The following is a 17,565-nucleotide window of genomic DNA, read 5'->3' on the forward strand; positions in this document are numbered from 1 at the left end:
CACGATGATTCCTTTTAACGCACCGCCGGTTGTAGGTACTGAACTTGATTACATGCAGTCGGCCATGGGCAGCGGCAAACTGTGCGGCGACGGCGGTTTCACCCGTCGCTGTCAGCAGTGGATGGAGCAGCGTTTCGGCAGTGCCAAAGTGCTGTTAACCCCATCCTGCACCGCGTCGCTGGAAATGGCGGCCCTGCTGCTGGATATCCAGCCCGGCGATGAAGTCATCATGCCGAGTTACACTTTTGTGTCCACGGCTAACGCCTTTGTGCTGCGTGGCGCAAAAATCATCTTTGTCGACGTGCGCCGCGACACCATGAACATTGACGAAACGCTGATTGAAGCGGCGATCACCGAGAAAACCCGCGTCATCGTGCCGGTGCATTATGCGGGCGTAGCCTGTGAAATGGACACCATCATGGCGCTCGCCAAAAAGCATAACCTGTTCGTGGTGGAAGATGCCGCCCAGGGTGTGATGTCGACTTACAAAGGCCGTGCGCTGGGCACCATCGGGCATATCGGTTGCTTTAGCTTCCATGAAACCAAAAACTACACCGCCGGTGGTGAAGGCGGCGCGACGCTGATTAACGATCCTAAACTGATTGAGCGTGCCGAAGTCATTCGCGAGAAAGGCACCAATCGCAGTCAGTTCTTCCGCGGGCAGGTCGACAAATACACCTGGCGCGATATCGGTTCAAGTTACCTGATGGCCGATTTGCAGGCGGCGTATCTGTGGGCGCAACTGGAAGCGGCAGATCGTATTAACCAGCAGCGTCTTAGCCTGTGGCAAACCTATCACGATGCGCTGAAACCGCTGGCGGACGCCGGCCGTATTGAGCTGCCGACGATCCCAGCCGACTGCGTGCATAACGCACACATGTTTTACATCAAGCTGCGTGACGAAGCCGATCGCGGCAAGCTGATTGCCTGGCTGAAAGAGGCCGAGATCCTGGCGGTGTTCCACTATATTCCGCTGCACTCGTCGCCTGCGGGTGAAGCCTTTGGCGAGTTCCACGGCGAAGATCGCTACACCACGCAGGAAAGTGAGCGTTTGCTACGTCTGCCGCTGTTCTACAATCTGGCGGCGGTGAATCAGCGCACGGTGATTAACTCTCTGCTTAGCTTCTTCGCCTGATGTCGCTGGCAAAAGCATCTGTCTGGACTGCGGCCAGCACGCTGGTCAAAATTGGTGCGGGTCTGCTGGTGGTCAAACTGTTGGCAGTGACCTATGGCCCGTCTGGTGTCGGTCTGGCGGGTAACTTCCGTCAATTGGTGACGGTGCTCGGCGTGCTCGCTGGAGCGGGGATTTTCAACGGCGTCACTAAGTATGTCGCACAGTATCACGATGACCCCGACCACCTGCGCAAAGTGGTCGGCACCTCGTCAGCGATGGTGCTGGGTTTCTCCACGTTGTTGGCCATCATCTTTGTTGTTGCCGCTGCGCCCATCAGCCAGGGGCTGTTCGGGCATACCCATTATCAAGGGTTAGTGCGGCTGGTGGCGCTGGTCCAGATGGGAATTGCGTGGGCCAACCTGCTGCTGGCGCTGCTCAAAGGTTTTCGCGATGCATCCGGAAACGCACTGGCTCTCATTGCCGGTAGCTTAATTGGTGTAGCAGCGTATTTTCTTAGCTGGCATTTCGGCGGCTATGAAGGCGCGTTGTTGGGTATCGCCTTAGTCCCTGCGCTGGTCGTACTGCCAGCCGCAGTGATGATGGCGAAGCGCAGATCGATTCCGTTTGCCTGGCTGAAACCACGGTGGGATGCGTTTTATGCCGGACAGTTGGGCAAATTTACGGTAATGGCGTTGATCACATCGGTGACGCTGCCGGTGGCATATGTGATGATGCGAAACCTGCTGGCTGCGCATTACAGCTGGGATGAAGTGGGGATCTGGCAGGGCGTCAGCAGCATTTCCGACGCCTACCTGCAGTTTATTACCGCCTCATTCAGCGTCTATTTGCTACCAACGCTATCGCGGCTGAGCGAGAAATCAGACATCACGCGCGAAATCGCGAAATCGCTGAAGTTCGTACTACCGGCGGTAGCCGCGGCAAGTTTCACCGTCTGGCTGCTGCGTGATTTTGCTATTTGGCTGCTGTTTTCTGCGAAGTTTACTGCAATGCGCGATCTCTTCGCGTGGCAGCTAGTCGGCGATGTGCTGAAAGTGGGCGCTTATGTGTACGGCTACCTGGTGATTGCCAAAGCGTCGCTGCGGTTCTACGTACTGACGGAAATTAGCCAGTTCACGTTGCTGACCGCATTCTCGCATTGGCTGATCCCCGCGCACGGCGCGCTTGGCGCGGCGCAAGCCTATATGGCGACCTATATCGTTTATTTTGCGCTGTGCACCAGCGTATTTTTAATTTGGCGTAAACGGGCATGACTGTACTGATACACGTACTGGGATCGGATATCCCGCACCATAATCAAACCGTTCTGCGGTTTTTCAGTGAAGAACTGGCGGACGGCTGCGAGCACGCCCGTGAATTTATGGTGGTGGGCAATGAAAGCGCGCTACAAGCCGCAGGCCCGAATCTCTCGCTGCGTTTTTATGCTGACAAGAAAGCGTTGGCTACCGCGGTTGTCGAGAAAGCGAAGGCCGACCGCACGCAGCGGTTTTTCTTCCACGGACAGTTCAACACCGGCCTTTGGCTGGCGCTGTTGTCCGGCGGTATCAAGCCCGCGCAGTTTAACTGGCATATCTGGGGCGCTGACCTGTATGAGGTCTCCCGGGGCCTGAAATTCCGTCTCTTTTATCCGCTTCGCCGCATGGCGCAGGGGCGTGTGGGCTGTGTCTTCGCCACGCGTGGCGATTTGAATACCTTCGCGAAAGCACATCCGCGGGTACAAGGTGAGTTGTTGTATTTCCCGACGCGCATGGACTCGTCGTTGAACGACATGGAAACTGAGCGTCACGAAGCGCAAACGCTGACGATACTTGTCGGCAACTCCGGCGATCGCAGCAACGATCACGTCGCGGCGCTGAAGGCTATTCATCAGCAGTTTGGTGACACCGTTAATGTGGTGGTGCCGATGGGCTACCCGGCCAATAACGACGAATACATTCGCGAAGTGCGCGCGGCAGGCGAAGCGCTATTCAGCGCGGAACATCTGCAGATCCTCGGCGAAAAGCTGGCATTTGACGATTATCTGGGCTTGCTTCGCCGCTGCGACCTGGGCTACTTCCTGTTCCCACGCCAGCAGGGGATTGGCACGCTATGTTTGCTGATTCAGGCAGGGATTCCGTGTGTGCTGAACCGGGAGAATCCGTTCTGGGAAGATATGGCCGAACAGCACATTCCGGTGCTGTTCACCACCGATACGCTGGACGTCGCCGTGGTGCGTGAAGCGCAACGACAACTGGCGAGTGTCGATAAAACACAGATAGCGTTTTTCCGTCCAAACTATCTGGAACCGTGGCATCGCGCGCTGCAGATTGCAGCAGGAGAGGCGCAATGAGCCTGATGCAGTTTACCGGCCTGTTTGTGGTCTGGCTGTTTTCATCGCTGTTTATCGCCACGCTGACGTACTTTGAGTTTCGTCGAGTGCGCTTTAACTTTAACGTCTTCTTCTCAATGCTGTTTTTACTGACGTTTTTCTTCGGCTTCCCGCTGTCGATGACGCTGGTGTTTCGTTTTGACGTCAGTGTCGCGCCGCCTGGAATTCTGCTGCAGGCGCTGCTGTCGGCGGTCTGTTTTTACGCGATTTACTACGTGGCGTACAAAACGCGCCTGCGTGCGGCCCGCGCTCAGAAGGAACGTCGTCCTTTGTTCACCATGAACCGGGTGGAAACCCATCTGGCGTGGATGACCCTGGCGCTGATTGCATTGTTGAGCGTCGGTGTATTCTTCGCGCACAACGGTTTCTTGCTGTTCAAGCTGCACTCCTACAGCCAGATTTTCTCCAGCGAAGTCTCCGGCGTGGCGCTCAAGCGCTTCTTCTACTTCTTCATCCCGGCGATGCTGGTCGTCTATTTCCTGCGTCAGGACAGCAAAGCGTGGATCTTCTTCCTCGTCAGCACCGTGGCGTTTGGTCTGCTGACCTACGTGATCGTCGGCGGAACGCGCGCCAATATCATCATCGCCTTTGCTATCTTCCTGTTCATCGGCATCATTCGCGGCTGGATTTCACTGTGGATGCTGGCGGCGGCGGGCGTGTTAGGGATTGTCGGCATGTTCTGGCTGGCGCTAAAACGCTATGGGATGAATGTCAGCGGCGACGAAGCGTTTTATACCTTCCTGTATCTGACGCGCGACACCTTCTCGCCGTGGGAAAACCTGGCGCTACTGTTGCAGAACTACGACAAAATTGACTTCCAGGGACTGGCGCCGATTGTCCGCGATTTCTATGTCTTCATTCCGAGCTGGCTGTGGCATGACCGGCCGAGCATCGTACTCAATACCGCCAACTACTTTACCTGGGAAGTGCTGGATAACCATTCCGGGCTGGCGATTTCCCCGACGCTGATTGGCTCGCTATTGGTGATGGGCGGCGCATGGTTTATCCCGCTGGGTGCGGTGGTCGTGGGGCTGATTATCAAATGGTTTGACTGGCTGTATCAGTTGGGCAACCGTGAAGCGAACCGCTATAAAGCGGCGATTCTGCACAGTTTCTGTTTTGGCGCTATCTTCAACATGATTGTGCTGGCCCGCGAAGGACTCGACTCGTTCGTTTCCCGCGTGGTCTTTTTCCTGGTGGTTTTCGGGCTCTGCCTGCTGGTCGCCAAATTGCTTTACTGGCTGCTGGACAGCGCCGGGCTTATCAATAAACGCTCAAGGCCGCTGCCACAACCTCTGGTTTGATAAGGGAACACATGACGGATTCAACCGCTGCGCCGCTCTATGCCGTGCGCGGCCTGCAACTGATTGGCTGGCGTGATATGGCGCATGCGCTGGACTATCTCTATGCCGATGGGCAAATGAGGCAGGGGACGCTGGTGGCGATCAACGCGGAGAAAGTACTGACAGCGGAAGACAACGCCGAGGTGCGCACGCTTATCGACGCCGCAGAGTTTAAATATGCCGACGGGATAAGTGTCGTGCGTTCGATTCGCAAGAAATACCCGCAGGCCAATGTGTCACGCGTGGCCGGAGCCGATCTCTGGGAAGCGCTGATGGCTCGCGCGGGCGCGGAAGGCACGCCGGTATTTCTGATTGGCGGCAAGCCGGAAGTGCTGGCGCAAACCGAAGCCAAACTGCGCCAACAGTGGAACGTGAATATCGTTGGCAGCCAGGACGGTTATTTCAAACCGGAAGAGCGCCAGGCGCTGTTTGAACGCATTCAGGCCAGCGGGGCGAAGATTGTCACCGTGGCGATGGGCTCACCAAAGCAGGAAATCTTAATGCGCGACTGCCGTCTGGTTCATCCTGACGCGCTGTATATGGGCGTGGGCGGCACCTATGACGTCTTCACTGGTCATGTAAAACGTGCGCCTAAAATATGGCAAAAACTGGGGCTGGAATGGCTCTACCGTTTGCTGTCGCAGCCAAGCCGTATTGGCCGACAGCTGCGCCTGTTGCGCTATCTTCGCTGGCACTATACCGGCAATCTTTGAGCTCCCTTCCTAAAAATGTATTGCACAACAATTGTGCAATACATTTGCATAACTAATACTTTATTTGCCATTTCACCCTTTTTATTCAACCATTCGCACCCTTAAAAGTCTGCACGCCTGTTGGTGTCAGACATTCCACGGTATGACATCTGCTCATAACAATAACCGGCAACGACCGGAAAGCGGCAAACACGCGAGGATCTATGGCTGAGAAAGAACCAGTGCTACAGCGAGGGCTGGAAGCGCGACACATTGAATTAATCGCCCTGGGCGGCACCATCGGCGTTGGGCTGTTTATGGGCTCGGCAAGCACCCTGAAATGGGCGGGTCCTTCGGTTTTACTGGCGTACATTATCGCCGGCCTCTTTGTGTTCTTCATCATGCGTTCGATGGGCGAAATGCTGTTCCTCGAACCGGTCACTGGTTCGTTTGCCGTTTATGCACATCGTTACATGAGCCCATTTTTTGGTTATCTCACCGCGTGGTCTTACTGGTTTATGTGGATAGCGGTCGGGATTTCAGAGATAACCGCCATCGGGGTTTACACCCAGTTCTGGTTCCCGGACATGGCGCAGTGGATACCGGCGCTTATCGCCGTGGCGTTGGTGGGGTTAGCGAATCTGGCGGCGGTGCGTTTGTACGGCGAGCTGGAATTCTGGTTTGCGATGATCAAAGTCACCACCATTATCGTGATGATCGTCGTGGGGCTTGGGGTGATTTTCTTTGGCTTCGGCAACGGCGGTCACGCGTTGGGCTTCGGTAATTTAACCGAGCACGGCGGCTTCTTTGCTGGTGGCTGGAAGGGCTTCCTGACGGCGCTGTGTATCGTGGTGGCGTCGTATCAGGGCGTGGAGCTGATTGGCATCACCGCCGGTGAAGCGAAAAACCCGCAGGTCACCTTGCGCAGCGCGGTGGGTAAAGTGTTGTGGCGAATTTTGATTTTCTACGTCGGCGCTATTTTCGTAATCGTCACCATTTTTCCGTGGAATGAAATTGGCAGTAACGGCAGTCCGTTCGTGCTGACCTTTGCCAAAGTTGGGATCACTGCGGCGGCGGGTATCATCAACTTTGTGGTACTGACGGCGGCGCTTTCTGGCTGCAACAGTGGGATGTACAGCTGTGGCCGCATGCTGTACGCGTTGGCGAAGAACCGCCAGCTGCCGTCGGCGATGGCGAAAGTCTCGGGTAACGGCGTGCCGGTGGTGGGCGTGGCGGTGTCGATTGTCGTGCTGCTGCTTGGTTCTTGTCTGAACTACATCATTCCCAATCCGCAGCGGGTATTTGTGTACGTCTATAGCGCCAGCGTGCTGCCGGGCATGGTGCCGTGGTTTGTTATCCTGATTAGCCAACTGCGTTTTCGTGAAGCGCACAAGCAGGCGATGGCGAGTCATCCATTCCGATCGGTACTGTTCCCGTGGACCAATTATTTGACGATGGCATTCCTGATTTGTGTGTTGGTCGGCATGGGCTTTAATGACGACACGCGCACCTCGCTGTTTGTCGGTGTTCTCTTCCTGGCCATTGTGACGGTGCTTTACAAAGTGTTAGGCCTCAATCGGGCTGATGGCACCCAGGAGTTGAAGGAATAAGCGACAAAATGCGCAAAGCATAACCAAACGGAAAATTTCTTTAAAAAGACACTAGACAGCACAGCATGAAGTCCGTAATATCCGACCCCGCAACGGCGCTAAGCGCCCGTAGCTCAGCTGGATAGAGCGCTGCCCTCCGGAGGCAGAGGTCTCAGGTTCGAATCCTGTCGGGCGCACCATTTACCCGGTGCTGGAGCTGCGGTGGCCTGTGATGTAAAGACAGGGCCGCGTGAAAGAATATCAGTGGTGGCTATAGCTCAGTTGGTAGAGCCCTGGATTGTGATTCCAGTTGTCGTGGGTTCGAATCCCATTAGCCACCCCATTAATTTTGAGTTCAGTGGCAATGCGAAGGTGGCGGAATTGGTAGACGCGCTAGCTTCAGGTGTTAGTGTTCGTAAGGACGTGGGGGTTCAAGTCCCCCCCCTCGCACCACAACTTAGAATTAAACAGAATTGAACGAAAATTCAAAAAGCAGTATTTCGGCGAGTAGCGCAGCTTGGTAGCGCAACTGGTTTGGGACCAGTGGGTCGGAGGTTCGAATCCTCTCTCGCCGACCAATTTTGAACCCTGCTACGGCAGGGTTTTTTCTATCAAGAATTGAACAAAAATTCAAAAAGCAGTACATCGGCGAGTAGCGCAGCTTGGTAGCGCAACTGGTTTGGGACCAGTGGGTCGGAGGTTCGAATCCTCTCTCGCCGACCACATTTAGAAAAGACCAACCCTCGGGTTGGTCTTTTTGCATCCGTAGTTTATAGAGGATGAGAACTTCCGAAGGAGGTTTGAGTCGAGCGTAGCGAGACAACGTTGCTTTAGCAACGGCCCGCAGGGCGAGCCACGCAGTGGCGAGTCATCCTCTCTCGCCGACCACATTCGAAAAAACCGCTCTTTTGAGCGGTTTTTTTACGTCTGTACTCTGGAGAGGATGAAGAAGCTCCGGGGAAGGCCGCTTTTTATATTCTGTACTCGGTGTTTCTGCCCTTTAAAAAATATTTTTCCTCTTGGTTTTTTCTCGTGGGTAAATATGTCGCCAGACGGCGACATTTAATTCCCTGATTTCATGCTACATCGCCTTTTATGTATTCCAGCGTCTCCGTTTGGAGACATCTCATGTATTCCTAAAGCGACTAACTCCCTGATATTGAGGGGTGCAAGAGTGGCATAACGTGTGTAATAATATCTGTGTAGATGCTCATTCCATCTCTTATGTTCGCGTTTACGCCTCATAAACTCAGGAATGACGCAGAGCCGTTTACGGTGCTTATCGTCCACCGACAGATGTCGCTTCGGCCTCATCAAACACCATGGACATAACGTTGAGTGAAGCACCAATTGTTGTCAAACAGACCTGTTTTAACGCCTGCCCTGATTTCAGCGCAGGCGTTTTTTTATGGGTTACGTTCGGTAGCGGAATAAGACGCCGCCCACCAACAATAATGCGCAGAATGAAACGCACCACAGCGTGTAAATAGCGCCAAGCTGACTCGTTAGCATTACCGTAATAGACGTCGCGAGGGTGGCGCTGAGGGTTTGCCAGCGCCAGGCTTTCGCGCTGGCGGCGGAAACGACATCTTCGGTGAACTGGTGCAGCACGCTGAACGTCCCCAACGCGAAGACCACATTTGATGCCAGGTGAGCGATAAAAATGGCTCCCAGCGCCGCAGCGGTAAATCCCGACAGCATCGGCATTATGGCGTAGGCGAGCAGAAATATCCCCAGACAACCCAGCAACAGGCGGTTACGCTCAACATATTCCGGCATCTTGCGGCTATTCAGCAGTAACGGCCCGCACAATTGTCCCAGGCTGCGACTGAATAGTAGCGGCAACGCCAGCCCGGCAGTGTCATCCGGATGCATCTGTTGCGCCAACGCGGGCAGCAGTGCCATCGCCGGAGCGCCAACCGCAGCCAGAGAAGGTAGCAGCAGCAGGCTTCTTTTCTGCGCAAGCGTGAGGGACGCCCAGCCCAGCGGTTTCTGTGTTTTGGGCCTCCTGTCGTCCGCGGCGATCGCGGTGCGCTGCCGCGTTAACCACAGCAACCACGATGCGGCGAGAAAACTTATGGCATCGACGACTAATAACGACAGTGGGCTGACTCGCTCAAACAGCAACACGCCCACTCCCATGCCCAATAACACCTGCGATGCGAATATCAGGTTTTCCATTGCGGTGGCCGCCGGAAGTTCTTGCGCGCTCAGCCCGCGCTTAAAGGTCAGCGCCAATGCGGGCCACGACATTCCTGCCAGCAGCGCTTCTACGGACTGCACCGCCAATAGCAGCGGAACGTTGTGATGACGTAAACCCTCAAGGGGCAATATCAGCGCCAACAGACCGAGCAACTCGCAGCAAATGAGTAAATGCAAGGGAGGGTGGGTGCGACACAATCTTTCGCCAATAAGGCTGCCCAGAAAGCCGGGCATGGTCGCCAACAACCAGGCGAGCGTTAACGTTGTCGGCGAGGCCTGCCAACGCAACAGCTGACCAAAAACGACGACCTGCGTCAGACCATTACCCAGCGACGATAAAATAAAGGCGAAGGCTAACAGGCGAAGCCAGACGTGGCCCCGCAATGCGCGTAGCAGCGCAAACAGCAGAGAATTCATGTGGAACGATCTCCAGCAAAACGTTATCCACGCAAAAAGATGCGTGAGTAAAAAACGGTGAATGCTGAAAAGTCGTTACATTGGCAGGCTCTTGAAAGAGGTTAAGAGCAAAGAATTTAGCATGTTGCTTAAGAAAAAAGAAAGGGGCCTTTTGGCCCCTTTGATCACACATTTCACTCAGGAAGGTGGATTGTTCTGCAGCGTCAGTAACAGTCCATCACGGCGCATGGTGGCCGCTTCTTCCGGCTGATGCATTCTGTCTAGAGCATCGGCCAGCCAGGCGTAATCAAACGCGTCTGGGCGCTGTTTCAATGCTGCGCGGAAGGCGATGGTCGCTTCCTGCCATTCACCGTGTTTCATCAGCGACTGGCCCAGCGTACTCCACAGCAGAGGGCGGTCACCCACGCTCTTGATCTGCTGGCGCAACACTTTTTCCAGTTGTTCAGGATTCGTGGTTTTCAGACGTGGAACAGGCAGCAGTAGGCGATCGTCATACTGACGTTTCAGGCCATCGATAATAATCTGCTGGGCCATGTCATGATCGTCACATTCGATGAGATGATCCGCCATGGCCACCTGCAGTGGCACGCGCTGACGGGTTTTTCGGCTCTGATTTTTCCACCATTCGCGCAGACCATCGCTACCCTGATCGGCTCGCGCCTGATCCATCAAACCAATCCAGGCCTGCTGTTCCAGAGCGTCACGGTGCGCTTCATCTCCGACGTTCGCTTTCGCCATCGACGGAATGATATCCAGCAGTGGGGTCCAGGCCCCGGTGCGAATATAGGCTTGCTCAGCGAGGCGCAGCACTTCCGGGTGACGCGGTGCGATTTCCAAAAGCTTATCGACGCCGTGACGTGCGGCATGGTCTTCATTGCGTGCCAGCTGCAGGCGAACGCGGGTGATTTCAACCGGGATCAGATCGTTGCCGGCACTTTCGGCTGCACGTTCCAGATGCTGATTGGCGCGCATTTCGTCCCCACGCTGTTGTGCAGCTTCTGCGGCTAACAGGTAGTTCACCACCGGCTGTTCAGCGTGATCGGCATTCTTCGACATCAGCTTCTCAACCTGCTGATAATCACCTTCTGCCAGCTTGAGCAGCGCTTGTTCGGTCTGCTTACGCGCCCGACGGCGTTTACGGCCAACAAACCAGCCACGGGTATGCGCCCCGGTGCGGAAAATGCGGCGCAGCAGCCATTCGATAGCGAACAGCACCACCATGGTCAGGATCAGAATGATCACCAGGCCGGTGACGCTGGTTTCGATGTTGTAGTTGTCTGTCTGGATCAGGACGTATCCCTGATGGCCTGCAACGATCGGGCCCACAACGATCCCGGCGATCAGCAACGCAAAGAGCAGTAAAACTTTTAGCATGCTTATTCTCCCTGCGGTGCAGCGGCGGCGGGCGCGGCATCAGCCTGAGGCGCCGCGCTCGGCGCAACCGGCGGCTGTGCCAGCAGATTACGCACGCGGGTTTGCATCAGCTTTTCCAGAATCGCCTGGCTTTGCAGCGTTTCCGGCACGTCCATATTGATATTTTGCTGGCTCAGCGAATCCACCTCATCAAGGAAAGCTTTAGTGGTTGCATCGTCAGTGTCGTAGTACGCGCGTACCCAAGTGGAAACGTTGTCCAGTGCCTGTTTGTACGTTTGTTCCTGATGGCGAGGCACGGCCTGGGCCGCAACCAGCAGACGCGAGCGAATGTTTTCGCGCAGGTAGACGTCCTGATTTGGCGCTAACAGCGGAACGGCGGTTTCATCACGGCGGCGAATGGTGATGAAGCTGTCCATAAAGTTCTGCCAGCTTTTTTGCAGATTGACGCGCCATTCACCCAACGAGCTGGAAAGCTCACCGCTATCGTCGTCCATCGGGGAATCATCATCGGTGTTATCGGCCAGACGCAGGTTATCAATCTGATTAGACAGCTGATTGACCTTCAAAATGATCCCGTCGTAATCGACCTGCGCCACGCCGGAGAGGCTGGCGATATCATCGGTGATTGCACGACGAGCGTTAATCAGGCTTGGGTCATTCATGTCTGCCAGGCTTGCATCGGCGCTTTTGAGCAGTGCCGCTGCGGTGGTGATGTCCTGATCGCTCCACAGTTTACGTCCTGCCAGTTTGACGAGGAAATCCGCCTGCGCGAGCTGCCAGGTTTTGGCATCGCTGCCGGAAATTGTGGCGACTTTTTGCTGCAGTTCATCAAGCTGTTTGGTCAACGCATCCTGCTGCTGTTTCGCCGCAGTCAGGCGATCGGCCTGTTGCTTGATGATGCCGTCCAGCTCGCTCTTCTGCGACTCTTGTGCGTTTTGCAGGGCAGTCACTTGATTGATCAGCGCATCGCTGGCGGTCGTCTGATTGGTATTTTGTTTTTTCACCAGGCCATACAGGCCAATGCCTGCGGCCAGAGCGATGGCAATCGCCACTACGCTCAGCGCCAACGGCACTTTGTTGCTGCTGTTTTTCTTCTCAGCGTTTTTCTTTTCAGCATTCTCCGGCTGTGGCGTTTGTTCCACGGCCTCCCTGGTCTCCTCAACCACGGCGGAGTTCTCTTTTTGTTCCGTCATTATGGCTTCCAATTTTGAGAGTTATTGTAAAGCACGCAGCAGCGCGTCGTTGTCGGCGCTATCGGCCACCCTGATATTCCGCCAGCCCAGCTCCCGGGCCTGTTCAGCAAGGCGCTCACTCACCACAAGCACCTCGCAGTTTAACAACCAACGCTCTCGATACCATTGCGGAATAAGCGACCAGAGCTGTTTTAACATTTCGCCGCTGGTGATGACCAGTCGGGTCACGCCGCGCGTTTGCCAGCGCATAGCCTCTTCTGCACCGTCATAGTGCCGGTTACTACGTTGATAACATTCACAAAAAGTCACTTCTGCACCGCGGCTCCGTAGCGTTTCGCCGAGCAATTCGCGCCCGCCGTTTCCGCGTAAAATCAGTGCTTTCTTGCCGGCAACGTTTTGTAATTCAGGTAATTGTAGCAACACTTCGCTGACTTCCCGATCGAGAGGGTAGCGAACGTCAATGCTACTGACTTTGTGCAGCGCCAGGCCAGTGGTTCGCCCGATGGCAAAATAGCGTGGCGCGTGCGGCCAACGCTGCCCGTGCTGCTGAAGTTGCGCCTGGGCAAATTCGACGGCGTGTTGTGAAAGGGCGAACAGCAGATCGCCGTCATTCAGTGCGGCCAGGTGTCCTGCAAGCTGTGCTAATTCGCGCCCGGGGGTGAATTCAATTAACGGAAAGCTCCAGGCCTCTCGCCCCAGCGCGCGCAGGCGGCTGACAAGTTCTTCTCCCTGGGGAGAGGGGCGAGTGACCAGAATGCTCATTCAGGGGCTTCTCCGTTATACACTTCCGCGAGAATTTCACGTGCACCGTTGTTCAACAGCTCTTCGGCCAGCGAAATCCCCAGCTCTTTGGCATCTTCGGCTGGCCCACGGCGTTCACCGCGTACCATCCGGCTGCCATCCGGGGCGCCAACGAGTGCCCGAAGCCAGATTTCACCGTGGCTTAATTCAGCATAGCTGCCAATCGGCACCTGGCAGCCGCCTTCGAGGCGAGTATTCATCGCGCGCTCTGCGCAGACGCGCACGGCGGTATCCGCGTGATTTAGCGGTGCCAGCAGCGTGCGGGTGTGTGCGTCGCCGAGACGGCACTCAATACCCACGGCACCCTGACCCACGGCGGGTAGAGATTGCTCAGGTGATAACGCTGCGCGAATTCTATCTTCCAGACCGAGACGCTTCAGCCCGGCGACGGCCAAAATAATGGCATCGTAATCGCCGTTATCGAGCTTGCCGAGGCGCGTGCCAACGTTGCCACGCAGCGAGCGAATCACCAGGTCCGGGCGATCGGCAGCCAGTTGACACTGGCGGCGTAAACTTGACGTGCCAACCACACTGCCTGCAGGCAACGCGTCGATAGAGTCGAAATGGTTAGAAACAAATGCGTCGCGTGGATCGTCGCGTTCGCAGATGGTCGTCAGACCGAGTCCTGGCGGGAATTCCACCGGAACATCCTTCATGGAATGCACGGCGATATCGGCGCGGTCTTCAAGTAGCGCAAGTTCTAGCTCTTTGACGAACAGGCCTTTTCCGCCCACTTTCGCCAGAGGCGTATCGAGGATCACATCGCCGCGCGTCACCATCGGCACCAGTTCGACCTGAAGCCCGGGATGGCACGCCATCAGCCTGTCTTTCACATAATGTGCCTGCCACAGCGCGAGAGGACTTTGGCGTGTGGCAATTCTTAAAACTTTGTCTAACATGCTTGTTACCGTCGTTATCGTCCGCCAGCCATCCTAACATTGTTGCTATAAGGATGTTAGTTTTCGAGTTTTTCTGAAAATGAGCAAACGGAGCGATGACCCGCATGTTGAAGAATTTACAGCCGTTAATCGGTGCTAAACTTATGAGTAGCGCATCTTTCTTTACGGTCAAACGGCAAGGTGTTAAATTGATCACGTTTTAAACCGTTTGTTAGCCCGCACCAACACACCATCTCGGCGACAGACGGTAGCGGTTCTTGTTGAAATTCTAAAAACCTTCGTATCCCTTGCAGTCCACCGCCTTAGCGATACGCCAGGTTTTAACATCAGGCGATATGTCTTGTACCTCTATATTGAGACACTGAAACAGAGACTGGATGCCATTAATCAATTGCGCGTGGATCGCGCGCTTGCTGCCATGGGGCCCGCTTTTCAGCAGGTCTACAGTCTTCTGCCGACATTGCTTCACTACCATCATCCGCTAATGCCGGGTTACCTCGACGGTAACGTACCCAAAGGCATTTGCCTCTACACGCCTGATGAAACTCAACGTCACTACCTTGATGAGCTGGAACTGCACCGTGGTATGCCGCCGCAGGTTTCCGTCAAAGGTGAATTGCCGATTACCGGCGTTTACTCTATGGGTAGCACGTCTTCTGTCGGCCAAAGCTGCTCTTCCGATCTCGATATCTGGGTCTGCCATCAGGCCTGGCTTGATAACGAAGAACGCCAGCTGTTGCAGCGTAAATGTAGTCTGCTCGAAAGTTGGGCCGCGTCGCTTGGCGTGGAAGTCAGCTTTTTCCTGATAGACGAAAACCGCTTCCGTCATAATGAAAGCGGTAGTCTTGGGGGTGAAGACTGTGGCTCAACGCAGCACATCTTGCTGCTCGACGAATTTTACCGGACCGCCGTGCGCCTCGCCGGGAAACGTATTTTGTGGAATATGGTGCCGTGCGAAGAAGAAGAGCATTACGACGATTACGTCATGAAGCTCTACTCGCAGGGCGTACTGACGCCAAATGAATGGCTGGATCTCGGCGGATTGAGTTCGCTCTCCGCGGAAGAGTACTTCGGGGCCAGCCTGTGGCAGCTGTATAAGAGTATCGACTCGCCGTATAAAGCGGTGCTGAAAACCCTGCTGCTCGAAGCGTATTCCTGGGAATATCCCAATAGCCGCCTGTTGGCGAAAGACATTAAGCAGCGCCTGCACGACGGCGAGATTGTGTCCTTTGGGCTCGATCCCTACTGCATGATGCTCGAACGCGTCACGACCTATCTTCAAGCCATTGATGACGCCACCCGTCTGGATCTGGTGCGTCGGTGCTTCTACCTGAAAGTGTGCGAAAAACTCAGCCGCGAACGCGCCTGTGTGGGCTGGCGTCGTGAAGTCGTCGGCCAACTGGTGAAAGACTGGGGCTGGAGCGAAGAGCGTCTGGCGATGCTCGACAATCGTGCAAACTGGAAGATTGACGAAGTGCGCGATGCGCACAACGAACTGCTCGACGCGATGATGCAGAGCTACCGAAACCTGATCCGTTTCGCGCGCCGCAACAACCTCAGCGTTTCAGCTAGCCCGCAGGATATCGGCGTGTTGACCCGTAAGCTGTACGCGGCGTTTGAAGCGCTGCCGGGGAAAGTGACGCTGGTTAACCCGCAAATTTCACCGGATCTCTCTGAGCCGAACCTGACCTTTATCCATGTGCCGCCGGGACGCGCCAACCGTACAGGCTGGTATCTCTACAACCGTGCGCCAAATATGGAATCGATCGTCAGTCATCAGCCACTTGAATATAACCGTTATCTTAATAAGCTGGTGGCGTGGGCCTGGTTTAACGGCCTGCTGACCTCACGCACCCGCCTGTTTATTAAGGGCAACGGCATTGCCGACCTGGCGAAACTGCAAGAAATGGTGGCCGACGTATCGCACCACTTCCCGCTGCGCCTGCCTGCGCCGACGCCGAAAGCACTCTACAGTCCATGCGAAATTCGCCATCTGGCGATTATCGTCAACCTCGAATATGACCCGACCGCGGCGTTCCGTAATCAGGTCGTGCATTTCGATTTCCGTAAGCTGGACGTGTTCAGCTTTGGCGAAGAGCAGAATTGCCTGATTGGCAGCGTGGATCTGCTGTACCGCAACTCGTGGAACGAGGTGCGAACCCTGCATTTCAACGGCGAGCAGGCGATGATCGAAGCGCTGAAAACCATTCTTGGCAAAATGCACCAGGATGCGGCGCCACCGGACAGCGTCGACGTCTTCTGCTACAGCCAGCATTTACGTGGGCTTATTCGTACCCGTGTTCAGCAACTGGTGTCGGAGTGTATTGAGCTACGGCTTTCCAGTACCCGTCAGGAAACCGGGCGCTTTAAAGCGCTGCGCGTGGCGGGGCAAACCTGGGGTCTGTTCTTTGAACGTCTGAATGTGTCTGTGCAGAAACTGGAAAACGCCATCGAGTTTTATGGCGCGATTTCTCACAACAAGCTGCATGGCCTGTCGGTCCAGGTAGAAACTAACCATGTGAAACTGCCGCCGGTCGTGGACGGGTTCGCAAGTGAAGGGATCATTCAGTTCTTCTTCGAAGACAGCAGCGAAGACAACGGTTTTAATATCTACATTCTGGATGAGAGCAACCGGGCAGAGGTTTATCACCACTGTGAAGGCAGCAAAGAAGAACTGGTGCGTGACGTCAGCCGCTTCTACTCGTCCTCGCACGACCGCTTTACCTACGGCTCAAGCTTTATTAACTTCAACCTGCCGCAGTTCTACCAGATTGTGAAAGTCGACAATCGCGCCCAGGTGATTCCGTTCCGCACTCAGGCTATAGCGGCCGTCGCACCCGCCAATCAGGATGCAACGACTCCGCTGCTGCAACAGTATTTTTCCTAGCGGAAGCTAACCGCCTCGCCCGCCTGCTGCGTGGCGGCCTGTTCCAGCAAATCCCAGAAGGTTTCGCCGCTGCGATCGCAGACCCACTCGTTGTCTTTCAAACTAAAGTGATAGCCGCCCTGTTTGGTGGCCAGCCACACCTGGTGCAGCGGCTCCTGGCGGTTAATGATGATTTTGCTGCCGTTTTCGAAGCTCAGCGTCAGCACGCCGCCGTTAATCTCACAATCAATATCGCTGTCGCCATCCCAGTCGTCGAGGTTCTCTTCGATGGTCATCCACAGTTGGTCTGCAAGGCGATGAAATTCACTGTCGTTCATTGTTCTTTTCCATTATCAGGGGATGGCGGCAGTATAACGCGAAACAATTCCGGTTGCAGTCAGGTGCTAAACGCTTGCTTTTACGTCTTCTCCTGCGATGATAGAAAGCAGAAAGCATCAACCACAGGCACTTTAAGAATGAAGAACCTCTTTCGACCACTGGTCCTTTTGGCTGCGTTAATGACCCTGGCAGGCTGTGGCCTGAAGGGGCCGCTCTATTTTCCGCCAGCAGATAAATCGGCGGCTCCGCCAACGAAACCGGTTAATACGGACACTCAGACCACTGAGCCGAGCCGTAACGATCGCGGTGATAATGGTGGCCCAACCCAGGTTAACTACTAACAAGACATC

14 protein-coding genes, 5 tRNA genes and 1 other RNA gene are annotated in these 17,565 nt (G+C 55.1%); 14 read left to right on the forward strand and 6 right to left on the reverse strand.

Annotation, left to right across the window (positions count from 1 at the left end):
• Positions 1 to 4 precede the first annotated feature (4 nt).
• The 12 genes from rffA (at position 5) to MUU51_RS01155 (ending at position 8,012) form a co-directional block, all read left to right on the forward strand.
• Positions 5 to 1,135 carry a dTDP-4-amino-4,6-dideoxygalactose transaminase gene (gene rffA, locus MUU51_RS01100; protein ID WP_258966918.1) on the forward strand — a complete coding sequence of 377 codons (1,131 nt, stop codon included), beginning with the start codon at positions 5 to 7 and terminating at the stop codon, positions 1,133 to 1,135.
• On the forward strand, positions 1,135 to 2,385 hold the full coding sequence (gene wzxE / locus MUU51_RS01105; RefSeq protein ID WP_159776734.1) for a lipid III flippase WzxE: 1,251 nt from the start codon (positions 1,135 to 1,137) through the stop codon (positions 2,383 to 2,385). Before rffA ends, wzxE begins: the two co-directional genes overlap by 1 nt.
• Positions 2,382 to 3,461 carry a TDP-N-acetylfucosamine:lipid II N-acetylfucosaminyltransferase gene (locus MUU51_RS01110; protein WP_258966919.1) on the forward strand — a complete coding sequence of 360 codons (1,080 nt, stop codon included), beginning with the start codon at positions 2,382 to 2,384 and terminating at the stop codon, positions 3,459 to 3,461. The genes wzxE and MUU51_RS01110 overlap by 4 nt, the downstream gene beginning before the upstream one ends.
• Entirely contained in the window at positions 3,458 to 4,804 is a 1,347-nt protein-coding gene (wzyE, locus tag MUU51_RS01115) for an ECA oligosaccharide polymerase (protein ID WP_159776736.1), read from the forward strand. Before MUU51_RS01110 ends, wzyE begins: the two co-directional genes overlap by 4 nt.
• Positions 4,805 to 4,815: 11 nt before the next feature.
• Entirely contained in the window at positions 4,816 to 5,556 is a 741-nt protein-coding gene (gene wecG / locus MUU51_RS01120; protein WP_159776737.1) for a lipopolysaccharide N-acetylmannosaminouronosyltransferase, read from the forward strand.
• A gap of 203 nt (positions 5,557 to 5,759) precedes the next feature.
• Complete coding sequence (thrP, locus tag MUU51_RS01125) at positions 5,760 to 7,145, forward strand: bifunctional threonine/serine APC transporter ThrP (protein WP_159776738.1); 1,386 nt, start codon at positions 5,760 to 5,762, stop codon at positions 7,143 to 7,145.
• A 102-nt stretch (positions 7,146 to 7,247) separates the two neighbouring features.
• Positions 7,248 to 7,324 (forward strand) — tRNA-Arg (locus MUU51_RS01130).
• 67 nt (positions 7,325 to 7,391) lie between these two features.
• Positions 7,392 to 7,467, forward strand: a tRNA-His gene (locus tag MUU51_RS01135).
• A 23-nt stretch (positions 7,468 to 7,490) separates the two neighbouring features.
• Positions 7,491 to 7,577: transfer RNA gene (locus MUU51_RS01140), tRNA-Leu, on the forward strand.
• Positions 7,578 to 7,625: 48 nt separating this feature from the next.
• A tRNA-Pro gene (locus MUU51_RS01145) sits at positions 7,626 to 7,702 on the forward strand.
• Positions 7,703 to 7,770: 68 nt separating this feature from the next.
• A tRNA-Pro gene (locus MUU51_RS01150) sits at positions 7,771 to 7,847 on the forward strand.
• Between the two features lie 35 nt (positions 7,848 to 7,882).
• Positions 7,883 to 8,012: non-coding RNA, RtT sRNA (locus MUU51_RS01155), on the forward strand.
• 525 nt (positions 8,013 to 8,537) lie between these two features.
• On the opposite strand, the gene MUU51_RS01160 is transcribed toward MUU51_RS01155, so the two are convergent.
• The 5 genes from MUU51_RS01160 to hemC form a co-directional block, all read right to left on the reverse strand.
• A complete protein-coding gene (locus tag MUU51_RS01160) occupies positions 8,538 to 9,743 on the reverse strand; it encodes an MFS transporter (protein WP_258966920.1) in 1,206 nt (401 codons plus the stop codon).
• A gap of 177 nt (positions 9,744 to 9,920) precedes the next feature.
• Complete coding sequence (gene hemY / locus MUU51_RS01165; protein WP_258966921.1) at positions 9,921 to 11,117, reverse strand: protoheme IX biogenesis protein HemY; 1,197 nt, start codon at positions 11,115 to 11,117, stop codon at positions 9,921 to 9,923.
• A gap of 2 nt (positions 11,118 to 11,119) precedes the next feature.
• Positions 11,120 to 12,310 carry a uroporphyrinogen-III C-methyltransferase gene (gene hemX, locus MUU51_RS01170; protein WP_258966922.1) on the reverse strand — a complete coding sequence of 397 codons (1,191 nt, stop codon included), beginning with the start codon at positions 12,308 to 12,310 and terminating at the stop codon, positions 11,120 to 11,122.
• 21 nt (positions 12,311 to 12,331) lie between these two features.
• Entirely contained in the window at positions 12,332 to 13,072 is a 741-nt protein-coding gene (hemD, locus tag MUU51_RS01175) for a uroporphyrinogen-III synthase (RefSeq protein ID WP_258966923.1), read from the reverse strand.
• Positions 13,069 to 14,010, reverse strand: coding sequence for a hydroxymethylbilane synthase (gene hemC, locus MUU51_RS01180; RefSeq protein ID WP_159776743.1), 942 nt, complete (start codon positions 14,008 to 14,010; stop codon positions 13,069 to 13,071). The genes hemD and hemC overlap by 4 nt, the downstream gene beginning before the upstream one ends.
• A gap of 340 nt (positions 14,011 to 14,350) precedes the next feature.
• Here hemC and cyaA point away from each other — a divergent pair, with 340 nt between their 5' ends.
• Positions 14,351 to 16,897: a class I adenylate cyclase gene (cyaA, locus tag MUU51_RS01185; RefSeq protein WP_258966924.1), complete on the forward strand. Its 2,547-nt coding sequence runs from the start codon at positions 14,351 to 14,353 to the stop codon at positions 16,895 to 16,897.
• On the opposite strand, the gene cyaY is transcribed toward cyaA, so the two are convergent.
• Positions 16,894 to 17,214, reverse strand: coding sequence for an iron donor protein CyaY (gene cyaY, locus MUU51_RS01190; RefSeq protein ID WP_159776744.1), 321 nt, complete (start codon positions 17,212 to 17,214; stop codon positions 16,894 to 16,896). The two genes, cyaA and cyaY, sit on opposite strands and share 4 nt — an antisense overlap.
• A 138-nt stretch (positions 17,215 to 17,352) precedes the next feature.
• On the opposite strand from cyaY, the gene lptM reads away from it, so the two are divergent.
• Positions 17,353 to 17,556: an LPS translocon maturation chaperone LptM gene (gene lptM / locus MUU51_RS01195; RefSeq protein WP_159776745.1), complete on the forward strand. Its 204-nt coding sequence runs from the start codon at positions 17,353 to 17,355 to the stop codon at positions 17,554 to 17,556.
• Positions 17,557 to 17,565: the final 9 nt, after the last annotated feature.

This window comes from Scandinavium manionii (assembly GCF_024764775.1).
In the GTDB taxonomy this organism is placed as follows: domain Bacteria; phylum Pseudomonadota; class Gammaproteobacteria; order Enterobacterales; family Enterobacteriaceae; genus Scandinavium; species Scandinavium manionii.

Excerpts from the sequence above, each read along its gene's own strand:
- hemX (WP_258966922.1), bottom strand. The coding sequence starts at position 12,310 with ATGACGGAACAAAAAGAGAACTCCGCCGTGGTTGAGGAGACCAGGGAG.
- thrP (WP_159776738.1), top strand. The coding sequence starts at position 5,760 with ATGGCTGAGAAAGAACCAGTGCTACAGCGAGGGCTGGAAGCGCGACAC.
- lptM (WP_159776745.1), top strand. The coding sequence starts at position 17,353 with ATGAAGAACCTCTTTCGACCACTGGTCCTTTTGGCTGCGTTAATGACC.
- MUU51_RS01110 (WP_258966919.1), top strand. The coding sequence starts at position 2,382 with ATGACTGTACTGATACACGTACTGGGATCGGATATCCCGCACCATAAT.
- wzyE (WP_159776736.1), top strand. The coding sequence starts at position 3,458 with ATGAGCCTGATGCAGTTTACCGGCCTGTTTGTGGTCTGGCTGTTTTCA.
- MUU51_RS01160 (WP_258966920.1), bottom strand. The coding sequence starts at position 9,743 with ATGAATTCTCTGCTGTTTGCGCTGCTACGCGCATTGCGGGGCCACGTC.
- wecG (WP_159776737.1), top strand. The coding sequence starts at position 4,816 with ATGACGGATTCAACCGCTGCGCCGCTCTATGCCGTGCGCGGCCTGCAA.
- wzxE (WP_159776734.1), top strand. The coding sequence starts at position 1,135 with ATGTCGCTGGCAAAAGCATCTGTCTGGACTGCGGCCAGCACGCTGGTC.
- hemY (WP_258966921.1), bottom strand. The coding sequence starts at position 11,117 with ATGCTAAAAGTTTTACTGCTCTTTGCGTTGCTGATCGCCGGGATCGTT.
- hemC (WP_159776743.1), bottom strand. The coding sequence starts at position 14,010 with ATGTTAGACAAAGTTTTAAGAATTGCCACACGCCAAAGTCCTCTCGCG.
- hemD (WP_258966923.1), bottom strand. The coding sequence starts at position 13,072 with ATGAGCATTCTGGTCACTCGCCCCTCTCCCCAGGGAGAAGAACTTGTC.
- cyaY (WP_159776744.1), bottom strand. The coding sequence starts at position 17,214 with ATGAACGACAGTGAATTTCATCGCCTTGCAGACCAACTGTGGATGACC.
- rffA (WP_258966918.1), top strand. The coding sequence starts at position 5 with ATGATTCCTTTTAACGCACCGCCGGTTGTAGGTACTGAACTTGATTAC.